Here is a 14,366-nt window from a genome sequence, read left to right on the forward strand (position 1 = left end):
GGATTTGAACCCGCGGCCCTCTGGTCCCAAACCAGATGCGCTACCAAACTGCGCTACACCCCGAAATTTCACAACTTCTATATTATAATAGATATTATATAAATATGCAAATCTTTATTTTATGTGAAAAATATTAATTAGGAGCTATATGCTAAAAAATATTGTTATTATCTCTATAATTCTCATTCATCCTAATGTTTTTCGTAAATATTCCTTATAAAAAATATAATTATAGAAATCTCATGGGAATTTTATAAAATTTTCATTATAATTGGAAAATAATTAAACGAATCTTTCTTAAGACTGCAAAATAGTATATAATAATAACTGTAATTTAAAAAGTTTTAGGGGGAAAATATGTTAGGCATATTACAGGATTTAAAAAATGAAATAATAATAACGTTAATTGCTGCTGTACCTGTAATTGAGCTAAGGGGAGCAATACCTATAGCTATCTCTATGGGTTTTTCGCCATTACATAGTATGATTTTATCCGTAATTGGTAATATGTTACCTGTGCCATTTTTATTAATTTTACTGGAGCCATTATTTAAATATTTCGGTAAAACAAAGATGTTTGGAGGGCTAGTAGCTTGGTTGAAGCGAAGAACCCTCAGGAGAAGCAAGAGGATGAAAAAATATACAATATTAGGATTGTTTTTATTAGTAGCGATTCCATTACCAGCTACAGGTGCTTGGACTGGAACTGTGGCGGCTATCTTGTTTAATGTAAAGTTCAGATATGCATTTCTTACTATATTAGCAGGAGTAATAACTGCAGGTATTATCGTAGTAGTATTATCTACTCATGCCATATCTCTGTTTGGAATTATTTAGTTTATAAAAACAAAAAACTATTGACTAAATAAATATAACTATGATAAAATAGTGTGTAGTGCAAAACTAAATAAAAAACTTGATGCCTTATCAAGAGTGGTGGAGGGAATGGGCCCTGCGAAACCCGGCAACCATTAGCTAATGCTAAGAGGTGCTAAGTCCCACAGAATTTTATTCTGAAAGATGAGGGTGTACTCCAGATAGACAGTAACCTCTTCTTTTTGAAGAGGTTTTTATTTTTACAAATAATTGGGAATGATAGAATAGTGTATGAGCCTAAATGTAAAGGTCTATTTTTGCCAATAATACAATCAATTGTATTTATGCTGTCTTTTATGGGTATTACTTTTCATATAGGTACATAGTTATTATTTTTATACAAAACTATATTATTTTAATTAAAGGGAGGTTTTTTACTAAAATGAAAAAATGGTTATTCACATCAGAATCAGTTACAGAGGGACATCCAGATAAAATATGTGACCAAATATCTGACTCAATATTAGATGCAATATTAGAAAATGACCCAGAGGCAAGGGTAGCTTGTGAAACTTCAGTTACAACAGGGTTAGTGCTAGTGGCAGGAGAGATAACTACACAATGCTATGTTGACATTCCTAAAATTGTTAGAAAGACAATTGAAGATATAGGATATACAAGGGCTAAATATGGCTTTGATTGTGATACGTGTGCAGTTCTTACTTCAATAGACGAGCAATCACCAGATATTGCTATGGGTGTAGACGAGGCATTAGAGCACAGAGGAGCTAAAGAAGATGCACTAGACGTAGTGGGAGCAGGAGATCAAGGTATAATGTTTGGATTTGCTTGTAATGAAACACCTGAGCTTATGCCATTACCAATATCATTAGCCCACAAGCTTGCTCAAAGATTATCTGAGGTTAGAAAAAATGGTAAACTTGAATATTTAAGACCAGATGGTAAGACACAAGTTACTGTAGAATACCATGATAATAAGCCTGTTAGAGTTGATGCTGTAGTTATTTCTACTCAACATGGACCAGAGGTTGAGCTTGATCAAATAGAAAAGGATTTAATTGAATTTGTTATTGAAGACACTATACCTATGGATTTATTAGATAGTGAAACTAAATATTATATAAATCCAACGGGAAGATTTGTTATAGGTGGACCTCAGGGAGATGCAGGACTTACAGGAAGAAAGATTATTGTAGATACTTATGGAGGTTACTCTCGCCATGGTGGTGGAGCTTTCTCAGGTAAGGATCCAACAAAGGTTGATAGATCAGCTGCATATGCATCAAGATATGTTGCTAAAAATATAGTGGCAGCTGGATTAGCTGATAAATGTGAAGTTCAACTTGCCTATGCAATAGGTGTTGCTCGTCCAGTTTCAATTCTAGTTGATACATTTGGGACAAATAAGATTGAAGAATCTAAGATTGAAGAATTGGTTGAAAAGTATTTTGACTTAAGACCAGCAGCTATAATTAAGAATCTAGACTTAAGAAGACCGTTATATAGACAAATTGCTGCATATGGCCATTTTGGAAGAGCTGAATTAGATCTTCCTTGGGAAAAAACTGATAAGGCAGATATATTAAGAAAAGAAGGCTTAGGAAATTAGGACTTGTGTTTGACACAAGTCTTTTTCTTTTAATCTTTTAACCATTAAATACTCCATAGCATAATATAGTAATAAATAGATTGTTTTAACTCTAAAATCTAATTAAAGAAAAAGGTGAGAAATCTATGTTACTTATGTTTTTTACAATCATCGTTTATGTATTTTTTATCTATGGAGTCATAGAATTTTCAAAAAAAGTCTACATGGATATAATAAACCGAGGGAATACCACTAATAGCCCAGATATACAAGTTATTATTAAAGACAAAGAGGATTTGGAATACACTATAAGGAGTCTTAAGAAAGATTTTAATCACATAGTCATATTGCTAGATGATGAAATCGAAGAAATACCAGTTACATTGAATGATATAGCAGAAGGTGTTGATGTTGAGTATATTCATTTGGGAGATTTAGGAAAGTCCAGAGAATAAGTTGGTGATTTGATGGAAAGTACAAATACCTTTGAGAATAATAGTAATATAATTTGGAGTAAAGGTGAAATAACATACGAAGAAAGATGCAAACATATGAAGCAAAAAGGCTTGGTAATTTGGTTTACAGGATTATCGGGATCTGGTAAATCAACCATAGCCATAAAAGCAGAAAATGAATTGATAAAACAAGGGAAAGTAGTCTATAGGCTAGATGGTGATAATCTTAGATATGGATTGAATTCAGACTTAGGGTTTACTCAGGATGATAGGGAAGAAAATATAAGAAGAATTTCTGAAGTATCGGCTTTATTTAAGGATGCTGGAATTATAACATTAGTATCATCCATATCACCATATAGAAAAATGAGGGAGTTTGCACGAAAAAAATGTGGAAAAGATGATTTTATTGAGGTGTATGTAAAAGCTGATATTAAAACTTGTATTGACAGGGACCCTAAAGGACTTTATAGGAAGGTAATAGATGGGGAAATCAAGAATTTTACTGGGATTTCTTCTCCTTATGAGGAACCACATAATCCAGAATTAGTTTTAAATACTTCTAAAATGACCATAGAAGAATCAGTAAAAGAAGTTCTATATTTAATCACTAATAAAATGTAAATATACCTATTAGTCTCCTGTAAAAAGGAGACTTTGCTTTTATGTAGCTTTTTTTCAATTTGATTATAATTACATTACAATATATACAACCCTCGACTTATATTTTCATTAAATGATATAATAATAATAGTACATTTTTATCGGAGGGTATTAAATTGATAACTATTCAGGGAACTATTGAAGAAATAATATTTCAAAATGAATCTAATGGATATACAGTGGCAGTCATGGAAACAGAGGATGATGTAGTAACAATAGTGGGAACTATTCCCGTTATTAATATAGGAGAAACATTAAAAGTCCAAGGAAAGTGGGACTATCATCCAAATTTTGGACAACAGCTCAAGGTTGAGCTATATTCCACAGTTGTACCAGCCACTATAAATGGAATTGAGAAGTATTTATCATCGGGATTAATTCCTGGGATTGGACCTAAAACTGCTAAAAAGATTGTTGAAGAATTTGGAAAGGATTCAATTGATATACTTCAATATAATCCAGAAAAATTAAAATTAGTTGAAGGAATTGGAGAAAAAAAAGCAGAAAAGATCACAGAAGCCTTTGTTGAACAAAGAGAACTTAGAGACATTATGATATTTCTTCAAGGCTATGGCATAAGCACTACCTATGGAGTTAAGATATATAAGAAATATGGTAATGAAACTATTCCTAAAGTGCAAGAAAACCCATATAGATTATCAGAGGATATTTTTGGCATAGGGTTTAAAATGGCCGATAAAATAGCCCAGAGCATGGGTGTAGATAAAAGATCTAAATATAGAGTCCACGCAGGAATTAAATTTGTTCTTATGGAATCATCGGGCAAAGGACACACTTATATACCCCAAGGAGAGCTTATCAATGAAGCCCTTAAGATACTATCGGTTGAACCAGAGCTAATAGAAGAGGGAATAAGAGAATTGGCACTGAATCAAGAGGTTCAATTAGAAAATTTAGAAAAAGATATGGCAGTATATTACATGCCTTACTATTATGCAGAGACAAATGTTTGTAAGAAACTAGTAGAGATATCCCAAGGTGAAACCAATAAACTTGATATAGATGTTGATAAGAAAATTAAGAAAATAGAAGATGAGGATTCAATAAAGTTTGCAGAAAAACAGAAGGAGTCAATAAGGGAATCGGTTGAAAATGGATTAATAGTTATAACTGGAGGACCAGGAACAGGTAAAACCACTACTATCAATAGTATTATTAAACTTTTTCAAGGGCAAGGGCAATCCATTCTTTTAGCAGCACCAACAGGAAGGGCAGCTAAGCGAATGAGTGAAGCTACAGGCAGAGAAGCAAAGACGATACATAGATTATTAGAATACAATTATGTTGATGAAGAAGTAGGAATGGCCTTTGCTAGAGATGATGGAACTCCATTGGAAGCAGATGTAGTTATAATTGATGAGGTTTCTATGGTAGATATACTTCTAATGAATACATTGTTAAAGGCTATATTACCTGGAACTAGACTTATACTAGTAGGAGACGTAGATCAGTTACCATCTGTAGGACCTGGAAACGTATTAAAGGATATAATAGAAAGTAAGATTATAAAGGTAGTAAAATTGGATGAGATTTTTAGACAGGCGCAAGAAAGCATGATTGTTGTGAATGCCCATAAAATAAACAAAGGAGAAAAGCCTCTACTAAATGTTAAGGATAAAGATTTCTTCTTTATGACTAGAAATAAAGGTGAAGATATTGTGGAAACTATTTTGGAGCTTTCGAAGGAAAGATTGCCAAATTTCAATGGATATGATCCATTGAAGGATATTCAAATTCTATCACCAATGAAAAAAGGGGATACTGGAGTAAATGAGCTTAACAGTAGGATGCAAGAATCTCTTAATCCTAAACATCCTAGCAAAAAGGAAAAGAAATCGGGAGATATAACCTTTAGAGTAGGTGATAAGGTTATGCAAATAAAAAATAATTATAGGATGAAGTGGAAGCTTTTAGATGATGAATTAGTAGTTGAAGAGGGAGAAGGAGTATTTAATGGTGATTATGGATTTATTACTGAAATAGACAACGAAGAGGGTCAAATGACCATCTTATTTGATGACAATAGAAAGGCTGTATATCAATTTGGTCAAATAGATGAGCTTAGACTTGCTTATGCTACCACAATACATAAGAGTCAAGGAAGTGAATTTCCAGTAGTAATAATACCAGTGTGCTGGGGACCTCCTATGCTACTTACTAGAAATCTTCTATATACTGCAATTACTAGAGCTAAGGAGCTAGTTGTATTGGTAGGTATGGAAAGATATCTATATACCATGATAAATAATAATAGAATTGCAACCAGGTACTCAGGGTTGAATAGACGACTTGTACAAGTATTTGATATGATTATGAGAAAATAGAGGGGATTTTTATGGACTATGAAGAAGGATTGTTAAAAAGAATAGTATCCGTTATTTTAGACCTGATATATCCTGAAGAGAAAGTATGTTTTATTTGTGAAGAGTATGATGACAGAGTTGAAGATGATTATATTTGTCCTCAATGTAGAGCAAAAATGGTTTTCATTGAAGGGAAAATATGCAGAAAATGCGGTAAACCATTATCTTCAGAATCTATGACAGATAAATGTAGTGATTGTATTAAACATCCCCATTATTTTGAAAGAGCTATATCAGCCTTAGAATATGAAGGCTTGATAAAGGAAGCTATTTATAAATATAAGTATGGAAAGAAGCCATATATGTATAAAGCCTTTGGTGCACTAATGGTACAAGCCCTAAAAAATATTAAGGTGGATATTAGAGAGTTTGATTATATTGTTTCTGTTCCCTTGCATAAAACAAAAATTAATAAAAGAGGGTTTAATCAAGCTGAATTATTGGGTAAATATATATCTGATAAGTATAATATCCCTTTAATTAGTAATAATTTAATAAGAATAAAGAAAACTCCAACTCAAAATAAGCTTAATAGATTGGAACGATTAAAAAATATTAAAGGTGCTTTTAAAGTTATAAATAAAGAGGTATTTATAAACAAAAAAATACTTTTAATTGATGACATATTTACTACTGGGTCAACTTGTGACCAGTGTAGTAGAGAGCTTTTAAATTCAGGAGCTAAAAGTATCTTTGTATTTTGTCTTGCAACAGGTCAAACTAGCAAGTGATTAGGACTATTTATCTATATTGTATTTTTTATGGTGATTAGGAAGGAGTTCTTATTAAATTTATTGAAATTATACTTTAAATAAATAATGTTTTTTTAATCTTTTTAGAGGGATTTTAACACTTATAATATTTATATAACATTAATGATAAAACGGGGGTGAAGAGATGGATTTAAGAAATTGCAGGAAATGTGGAAGAGTATATGCGTATAATGGATTTAAATATTGCTCTAGATGTAGGAATGAGGAAGAAGAAAACTTTAGAAAGGTCAAGGAGTATATATATGACCATAATGATGCAACTATTCAGGAAACTTCCGATGAAACAGGAGTTAGTGTGAAGAAAATTATAAGCTACTTAAGGGAAGGTAGACTAGAACTAAAGGGAGAACATCACAATATGATTCTTGACTGTGAAAGATGCGGACGCCCCATAAAAACAGGAAGATTTTGTGGTAAATGTATAAATGAAATGGAAAAAGAATTTAAGGGAGCTACTAAATCAAAAGACAAAAAGTTAACTTATGAAGGAAAAGATTCAGATAGAATGTATGTGGCTAATAGACATAAAAGAAAAAATTAAAATAATACTAAAGTTAAACCCCATTTTTACCGATATAAAATATAGAAGAATCGGTGAAATGGGGTGATTTTATGAAAATTTCTAATAATAAAATTCAAAAGATTTTACAAAGCTATAATAGTCAACAGGTTAATAAAAAAGATACTAAGACATCTAGGTTAAGCAAAAAAGATGAACTGAAATTGTCCACTGAAGCTAAGGACTTTCAAACGGCTATGAAGGCAGTGAAGAAAATTCCTGATATCAGACAAGAGAAAGTAACTAGTATTAAAAGACAGGTTGAAACAGGAACATATGAGATTGATTCCGGAAAGATAGTTGAGAAAATGTTATCAAATGTTGAACTTGATAAGAGGATATAATACTAGGTGGTGAAAATGATGAAAAAGTCTGTTAAACAGTTAAGGGAAGTTTTGAAACAAGAGATAGACGTATATAGAGAAATGCTTGAAATATCAATTGAAAAGACAAACATAATAATTGAGGGACAGATTAAGAAACTTGAAGAAATAACTGAACAGGAACAGAAGCTAATAATAAAAATTGGAAAGCTTGAAGATATTAGAGAAAATATTGTCTTCAATATACAAAAAGGATTAGGAATTAGTGAAGATATTGATATGTCCAAGATTATGCCCCATCTAGATGAAGAAGATAAAGATTTTATTGAAGAACAAAAAGAGGAGTTACTTAAAATACTTAATCAACTTAAGGATAGAAATACTCTAAATGGAACATTGATAAATGATTCCCTTGAATATATAAATCTTAACATTGATTTATTAACGAATAATTCCTTTGAGAACATATATGGAAATAAGTCAAAAGAGATTAATTTAAAACCAGCTAAGAGAATCTTTGATTCTAAAGCATAATTTATCATGAAAGGAAGAGTTTTATGTATTCCACTTTTTCCACCCTGTCAGCTGCCATATCGGGATTATATGCTAATAAAAGAGCTTTGGATACAGTTTCACATAATATTGCCAATGTAGATAATGCAAGTTATGTTAGACAACAGGTTATTCAAGCGGCGGCTTCATATAGTAATATAGGAGGAGACATGCAGCTTGGGACAGGAGTTAATGTACAAGAAATTAGACAAATCAGAGATGAATTTTTAGATATAAAGTATAGAGACCATGCTGAAGACTTAGGATACTGGACGACACGAGATAGAGTGTTCGAGGAAGTTCAAGGTATTTTTAATGAACTTTCAGAAACTGGTTTACAAAACGTTATGGATCAGTTTTGGAATAGTTGGGAAGAATTAGCTAAGCAATCAGATAATTTGACAATGAGGGGCTTATTACATGAGAGAGCAGTTGCTTTCACTGAAACAGTTAATCATATGGGACAACAGCTAGATAATCTACAGGCTAACCTTAATACTGAAATTGAGTCCAGGGTATCGGAAATTAACAGCATTGTAAAACAGGTTGCTAACTTAAATAAAGGAATTATGGAGGTTGAGTCTACTGGAGTAACTGCTAATGACTATAGGGATACTAGAAATAGTTTAATAGACAGGTTATCTCAGTTAGCTAATATACAATGCACAGATGATCCATCGGGTTCCGTTAATATTTTATTAGGTGGACAATCCTTGGTTAATACATCAAACTTTAGAGAGCTATCTGCAGTAAAAGCTAAAAGTGCTTTTGTTGATGTATACTGGAAGGATAGCTTGACTGGAGGATATACAATAAACCCCAATTCGGAAAAGGTTGATTTAAATAATGGAGAGCTTAAAGGACTTATAGATACAAGAGGAGACGTTGATACTACAATAGTTGGACAAGGGAATGGAACGGTTACCGATGATGTTGATGTGGTAATAGCAGTTGATTTAACCTCAAGTAATTTAACAGAGGTTGAAAATGCAATTAAAAACTATCGTGATGATTTAAATAAAAGAGGATTAGATGCCAGAATAAAGATTGTGACATTTGAAGCAAGTGGTAATTTTACAGATGTGTCAGGAGGATTTATAGATTCTTCTTCCCTGGGAGATCCATCCTTTGGGGTTGGAGTAGCTGATGGTATAAATGAAAGCTTTGATACTGTAGTTACTGAAGTTACGTCCATGGCAGATTATAGAGCCGATGCTCATAAAAAACTTATAGTTTTTTCTGACGAAAGTATAGGTGGAGATAGCAATTCTATTGGTAATACTGATGTTGAAGACTATGTAAAAACTCTAAATTCTTTAGGAATCTCAACGTCTATAGTGTCTGATTCTGCTTATCAGTACGATGGAGATGCAGGGGAGAAAGGATGGGATGCTATAACCCATGGAACTGGAGGAGAGTTCTTTGATATTAGTAGACTTATATCTGATAATCAAGGATTAGCAGTAGATGTCTCTCAAAACACTTCTGATACTACCAGTAAATATATGGGTACAGTTGATGACTTTAAGGAAGTGATTCCTGTTCTTAAGCAAAAGCTTAATACTTTTGTAAATACTATAGCTAGAAATATTAATTATTTACATGAACAAGGAATTAACTTAACAGGAGGTACTGGAGATGCATTCTTTGTAGCAGCAAACTCTAGTGTACCTATTCAAGCGGGAAATATTAAGGTGAATCCTGATTTAGATATATTAAATAATATTGCTATATCAGAAAGCGGAGAAATAGGAGATGGCAAGATAGCTGAACAAATCTCAAAAATCCGTAATTCCTATATATTTGGAGATATGACTAGTGATGATTATTATAGAGGTCTTATATCTGATCTAGGTGTAGCAGCAAATGAAGCAGTAATTAGCAAAGAGAGTCAAGAATTACTTACACAACAAGTAGATGATAAAAGAAAATCCATATCTAATGTTTCTTTGGATGAGGAAATGAAAAATATGCTTCAATTTCAACATTCTTATGTTGCCAATTCGAGGGTAGTAAATGCCGTTGATGAAATGATAGATTTTATTATAAACAAAACAGGTAGAGTAGGACTATAGAAAGGGTGAGTTAAATGTCTGGTTGGGTAGGATTTAATACAGCAGTTTCTGGCTTGTTAGCAAGTCAAAGATCCCTATATACTACAAATCATAATATTGCAAATGCTAACACTGAAGGATATTCGAGACAGGTGGCGAAACAAAGGACCACTACTGCAATGATTTTACCAGGAATCGGGGCCTTAGGAACTGGAACAGAAACTTATGATATAACGAGAATTAGAGATGAGTATATTGACTTTAAATACATACATGAGAATGCTCCACTGGGAGAATGGGAAGTGAAAAGTGAAAATCTAGAGAGTATTGAAAATATATTTAATGAACCATCAGAGTCTAGTTTTAGAAAGAATTTAGATGAATTTTTTCAAGCATTAGAGACTTTAAGTACCGCACCATCTGACTATTCTAATAGAGCCCTAGTTAGAGAAAAGGCTGGAGCTTTGACAAATCATTTAAATGAAACAGCTCAAAGATTATATTCTTTGCAAAAAGAACTTAATTTTGCAGTAAGAACCACTGGTGATCAAATAAATGACTTAGCATCCCAAATTGGAACTCTAAATGATCAAATTTATAGAATAGAAATTGATGGAACCACTGCAAATGATTTAAGAGATAAAAGGGATGTGTTGATAGATGATTTATCAAAGCTAGTAAATATTCAGACTGATGATTTCAATGGAAAACTTAGAGTTTCTATAGGAGGAATAAGTCTTGTAAATCACAATGAAGTTAGTAAGCTAAAGACTACTACCATAGATAATAAGTATAATCCAGAAGAAAAGTTAGTTCAGATTGAGTGGGAGACAGGAAATCAAGTACTTGAGCCTAAATCTGGTGAACTAAAGGGACTTCTGGATATGAGAGATGGCGATGGTAAAGGGAACTCTTATAGAGGTGTAGGATTTTATATAGAAAGACTTAATGAATTTTCAAGAAAGATAGTTGAAAAAGTGAACGCAGTTCACTATCAAGGAGAAGGACTAAATGATTCTAGTAATAAATTATTATTTGCTTGGAATGGATTGGATACATCTACAATAGAAAGTCAATTTTTGAGTAAATTTGGTGTATCTCTAAGTTCGGTAGATTTTAATGATGAAACAGATCCTAATTACTTAGATTATAAGCAGTTTATTAATGAAAATGTTAAAGCAGATAATATAAGCTTATCTGGAGATATATTAAATAATTTAGATAGTATTGCCCATATCGCAGCTGCATCTGCTGGTAAAGATGGAGTTGAGAATAATGAAAATGTATTAAAATTAATTGAGCTTAGGGAGGATAATAAGTTTTTTGATGATACAACACCTCAAGGTACTCCAGATGATTTTTTAAAGGCAGTTTTATCTAATTTAGCTGTTGATGGTCAACAATCTATTAGAATGAAAAATAATCAAAGTGCCATAATGGCTAATGTAGAAATACATAGGCAATCGGTTTCTGGTGTTTCCTTAGATGAAGAAATGTCAAATATGGTGAAATATCAACATTCGTATAATGCTTCGGCTAGGATGTTAACAACTATTGATGCTATTTATGATGTAACAATTAATAGATTAGGCTTAGTAGGAAGATAGCATAAGGAGGAGGATTTAGTATGAGGATTACTAATAATATGCTCATTTCGAATATGATGAGAAATTTAAATGCCAATTATGGGAAAATGGATAAAATACAACAGCAAATGTCAACTGGAAAGAAATTTCAACTTCCTTCTGATGATCCTATAGGAGTTTCAAAAAGTTTAAAGTTTCACACTGATATTGCTATGATCGAACAACATAAAAGGAATTTAAACGATGGAAGGTCCTGGTTGGAGGCGACGGAAGACTCGGTTGCACAAATTGGAGATATTCTACAGAGAACTCGTGAGCTTGCGGTCAGGGCTTCAAATGGGAGTAATACAAATGAAGACTTGATTCAAATATCTGCAGAGATAAAGCAATTAAAGGAACAGATAGTAAAAGTAGGAAATAGCACTTATGCAGGAAGATACTTATTTTCAGGATTTAAAACTGATTCACCTTTACTAGATGAGGATGGTAATTATAAGTTAACTAATTATAAGGAGAATACTACTGGTTTTACAGCAACTGATACAAAATCCTTGCAACAGAGTGAAATAATTAAATATAATGTAGGAATAGCTGAAGATGTAGAGATAAATACTATAGGAATTAGACTTTTTGGTAAGCTTGATTCTAGTGGAGATATGACAATGAGTCATTATACTGACGCAACTGTTAATGGATATGAAATAGATGATGTTAATGAAGAATCAAATGGTTCAGGAGCAGATAAATCATACTTGGTAAGTCTTTTTGAAACTATAGAGAATGCTATGGATGTAGATGATAAGGAAACTATTAATAAAAGTCTTACTTGGATAGACGATACAATGGATAATGTATTATCTATTAGAGCAGATATAGGAGCTAAGGTCAATAGATTAGACTTAAGTGAACAAAGATTAGAAGCACAAAGTGTAAATTTCACGGAGCTTTTATCTAAAAATGAAGAAATAAATATAGCAGAAGTAGTTATGAAATTAAAAAATAGTGAAAATGTATATAGAGCATCTTTATCTATAGGAGCGAAAGTTATACAGCCTACATTAGTGGATTTCTTGAGATGATTTAGGAAGGTGATAGTATGCCACTTCGGATAACTACAGTTAAACCACAAATTCAGTTAAATATTATAAAATCTAAATTGAGTATTGAGCAGCCACAAGGGGAATTAAGTATAAATAGAACTAATACAGATATGATAATAAAGAAGGAATCGCCAAAAGTGATAATAGATCAATATCAGTGCTTTGCTGAGGCTGGGCTAAAAAATAATGAAGATATGATAAAAGAATATGCTCAGTTAGGTCACAAAAAAGCTATTGAAGGAATCAGACGAATTGTTTCTGAAGGAAATATGCTTGCAAATGTAAGATCAGGTAGTCCTAATATGGTTGCACGGATAGCTAAGTCAATATCATGGGGTGGAATAAAAGAATTCAAATTCGATATGATACCTAAAAGCAGGCCTAAGATAGAGGTAGAAGGATATTTACAAGTTGACTGGAATATTGGGGAATTAGATATTAATTATACACCACATAGCCCGAAAATTAATTATCAAATAGGTAAAGTAGAAGCATACTTAAATCGAAAACCTAGTATTGATATTAATTATATTGATGAAAGATTATAATTTTAACAAGAATAAAAGTACACAGTAACATGAGGAGGGTAAAGCATGAAGTTAGTAACCAAGCATTTTGGTGAAATAGATGTTAATGAGAAAGAAATAATATACTTCCCAGATGGGGTTTTTAGTTTTGAGGATAAAAAGAGATTTATTATTATTAATAATCCTAATGAGGAGTTACCTTTTAATTGGCTCCAGTCTATAGATAACCCTAATTTAGCTTTTGTGATAATTAATCCTTTTATATTTAAACCTGACTATGATTTTACTCTTCAACAGTCAGTTATTGATAAGTTGGAGATCAAAGAAAAGAAAGATGTTGTAGTATATTGTATTGTAGTTATACCAGAAGACTTTAATAAAATGACTGCTAATTTGGCAGCACCTGTAATCGTAAATGCAAGCAAAATGAAAGGAAAGCAAGTGATTATTGATAACGACAAATATTCTCCAAAACACTCCATAATTGAAGAACTTCAAAAACAAAGACAGGAGGAATAACTATGCTGATACTAACAAGAAAAAAGGAAGAGAGTATAGTAATAGGTGAGAATATAGAGATTGTCGTAGTAGGAATTGAAGATAATAAGGTGAAATTAGGAATTAAAGCTCCTAAAGATATTGATATTTATAGAAGTGAAATTTATAAAGAAATTCAAGAAGAAAATCTTAAAGCATCAAGAACAGAGATAAAAATGTCTAATATAGAAAATATTTTTAAAAAATAATAAAATTTAAGCAAAAAAACTTAAAGTTGGGTAAAAATATGTCGATACATATATTGAACTGAAAGATAATTACTCTGGCCAGAGTAGAATCTCTTATTAGGGCAAGGATGCCCGAAAATTAAAATCAAGGAGGAATAGATAATGAGAATTAATAATAACTTAATGGCTATGAATACTCATAGACAGATGACTGTTAACAAGTCTAATTTATCAAAGTCA

15 protein-coding genes and 1 riboswitch are annotated in these 14,366 nt (G+C 32.0%); all 15 genes read left to right on the forward strand.

What is annotated here, in order from left to right; all coding sequences use genetic code 11:
* The first annotated feature begins 357 nt into the window (after positions 1–357).
* The 15 genes from JMO20_RS18985 to csrA all read left to right on the forward strand — a co-directional run bounded on the left by JMO20_RS18985 (position 358) and on the right by csrA (position 14,147).
* The gene (locus tag JMO20_RS18985; RefSeq protein WP_202711330.1) at positions 358–837 is read left to right on the forward strand and encodes a COG2426 family protein; all 480 of its coding nucleotides are present in this window, start codon (positions 358–360) and stop codon (positions 835–837) included.
* Positions 838–921: 84 nt separating this feature from the next.
* Positions 922–1,027, forward strand: a riboswitch (SAM riboswitch).
* 231 nt (positions 1,028–1,258) lie between these two features.
* Positions 1,259–2,446, forward strand: a complete 1,188-nt coding sequence (metK, locus tag JMO20_RS18990; RefSeq protein WP_202711331.1) for a methionine adenosyltransferase — start codon at positions 1,259–1,261, stop codon at positions 2,444–2,446.
* 203 nt (positions 2,447–2,649) lie between these two features.
* On the forward strand, positions 2,650–2,880 hold the full coding sequence (locus JMO20_RS18995; RefSeq protein ID WP_202711332.1) for a hypothetical protein: 231 nt from the start codon (positions 2,650–2,652) through the stop codon (positions 2,878–2,880).
* Positions 2,881–2,892: 12 nt separating this feature from the next.
* A complete protein-coding gene (gene cysC / locus JMO20_RS19000; RefSeq protein ID WP_202711333.1) occupies positions 2,893–3,504 on the forward strand; it encodes an adenylyl-sulfate kinase in 612 nt (203 codons plus the stop codon).
* 155 nt (positions 3,505–3,659) lie between these two features.
* A complete protein-coding gene (recD2, locus tag JMO20_RS19005) occupies positions 3,660–5,888 on the forward strand; it encodes an SF1B family DNA helicase RecD2 (protein WP_202711334.1) in 2,229 nt (742 codons plus the stop codon).
* 11 nt (positions 5,889–5,899) lie between these two features.
* Positions 5,900–6,658, forward strand: coding sequence for a ComF family protein (locus tag JMO20_RS19010; RefSeq protein ID WP_202711335.1), 759 nt, complete (start codon positions 5,900–5,902; stop codon positions 6,656–6,658).
* Between the two features lie 166 nt (positions 6,659–6,824).
* Positions 6,825–7,241 carry a TIGR03826 family flagellar region protein gene (locus JMO20_RS19015; RefSeq protein WP_202711336.1) on the forward strand — a complete coding sequence of 139 codons (417 nt, stop codon included), beginning with the start codon at positions 6,825–6,827 and terminating at the stop codon, positions 7,239–7,241.
* A gap of 71 nt (positions 7,242–7,312) precedes the next feature.
* Positions 7,313–7,603: a flagellar biosynthesis anti-sigma factor FlgM gene (gene flgM / locus JMO20_RS19020; RefSeq protein WP_202711337.1), complete on the forward strand. Its 291-nt coding sequence runs from the start codon at positions 7,313–7,315 to the stop codon at positions 7,601–7,603.
* A gap of 18 nt (positions 7,604–7,621) precedes the next feature.
* A complete protein-coding gene (locus tag JMO20_RS19025) occupies positions 7,622–8,116 on the forward strand; it encodes a flagellar protein FlgN (protein WP_202711338.1) in 495 nt (164 codons plus the stop codon).
* Positions 8,117–8,139: 23 nt separating this feature from the next.
* Complete coding sequence (flgK, locus tag JMO20_RS19030) at positions 8,140–10,209, forward strand: flagellar hook-associated protein FlgK (protein ID WP_202711339.1); 2,070 nt, start codon at positions 8,140–8,142, stop codon at positions 10,207–10,209.
* A 14-nt stretch (positions 10,210–10,223) separates the two neighbouring features.
* Positions 10,224–11,795, forward strand: coding sequence for a flagellar hook-associated protein FlgK (flgK, locus tag JMO20_RS19035; protein WP_202711340.1), 1,572 nt, complete (start codon positions 10,224–10,226; stop codon positions 11,793–11,795).
* Positions 11,796–11,815: 20 nt separating this feature from the next.
* On the forward strand, positions 11,816–12,853 hold the full coding sequence (gene flgL / locus JMO20_RS19040) for a flagellar hook-associated protein FlgL (protein ID WP_202711341.1): 1,038 nt from the start codon (positions 11,816–11,818) through the stop codon (positions 12,851–12,853).
* Between the two features lie 17 nt (positions 12,854–12,870).
* A complete protein-coding gene (locus tag JMO20_RS19045; RefSeq protein WP_243414878.1) occupies positions 12,871–13,422 on the forward strand; it encodes a DUF6470 family protein in 552 nt (183 codons plus the stop codon).
* A gap of 45 nt (positions 13,423–13,467) precedes the next feature.
* Entirely contained in the window at positions 13,468–13,920 is a 453-nt protein-coding gene (gene fliW / locus JMO20_RS19050) for a flagellar assembly protein FliW (RefSeq protein WP_202711342.1), read from the forward strand.
* 2 nt (positions 13,921–13,922) lie between these two features.
* Positions 13,923–14,147: a carbon storage regulator CsrA gene (csrA, locus tag JMO20_RS19055; RefSeq protein ID WP_202711343.1), complete on the forward strand. Its 225-nt coding sequence runs from the start codon at positions 13,923–13,925 to the stop codon at positions 14,145–14,147.
* Positions 14,148–14,366: the final 219 nt, after the last annotated feature.

Origin of the sequence: Sporosalibacterium faouarense (assembly GCF_016765695.1) — a bacterium.
Taxonomy (GTDB): Bacteria; Bacillota; Clostridia; order Tissierellales; family VENL01; genus Sporosalibacterium; species Sporosalibacterium faouarense.

Coding starts and splice junctions, on each gene's coding strand:
- JMO20_RS18985 (WP_202711330.1), top strand. CDS start 358: ATGTTAGGCATATTACAGGATTTAAAAAATGAAATAATAATAACGTTA.
- metK (WP_202711331.1), top strand. CDS start 1,259: ATGAAAAAATGGTTATTCACATCAGAATCAGTTACAGAGGGACATCCA.
- JMO20_RS18995 (WP_202711332.1), top strand. CDS start 2,650: ATGGATATAATAAACCGAGGGAATACCACTAATAGCCCAGATATACAA.
- cysC (WP_202711333.1), top strand. CDS start 2,893: ATGGAAAGTACAAATACCTTTGAGAATAATAGTAATATAATTTGGAGT.
- JMO20_RS19010 (WP_202711335.1), top strand. CDS start 5,900: ATGGACTATGAAGAAGGATTGTTAAAAAGAATAGTATCCGTTATTTTA.
- JMO20_RS19015 (WP_202711336.1), top strand. CDS start 6,825: ATGGATTTAAGAAATTGCAGGAAATGTGGAAGAGTATATGCGTATAAT.
- flgM (WP_202711337.1), top strand. CDS start 7,313: ATGAAAATTTCTAATAATAAAATTCAAAAGATTTTACAAAGCTATAAT.
- JMO20_RS19025 (WP_202711338.1), top strand. CDS start 7,622: ATGAAAAAGTCTGTTAAACAGTTAAGGGAAGTTTTGAAACAAGAGATA.
- flgK (WP_202711339.1), top strand. CDS start 8,140: ATGTATTCCACTTTTTCCACCCTGTCAGCTGCCATATCGGGATTATAT.
- flgK (WP_202711340.1), top strand. CDS start 10,224: ATGTCTGGTTGGGTAGGATTTAATACAGCAGTTTCTGGCTTGTTAGCA.
- flgL (WP_202711341.1), top strand. CDS start 11,816: ATGAGGATTACTAATAATATGCTCATTTCGAATATGATGAGAAATTTA.
- JMO20_RS19045 (WP_243414878.1), top strand. CDS start 12,871: ATGCCACTTCGGATAACTACAGTTAAACCACAAATTCAGTTAAATATT.
- fliW (WP_202711342.1), top strand. CDS start 13,468: ATGAAGTTAGTAACCAAGCATTTTGGTGAAATAGATGTTAATGAGAAA.
- csrA (WP_202711343.1), top strand. CDS start 13,923: ATGCTGATACTAACAAGAAAAAAGGAAGAGAGTATAGTAATAGGTGAG.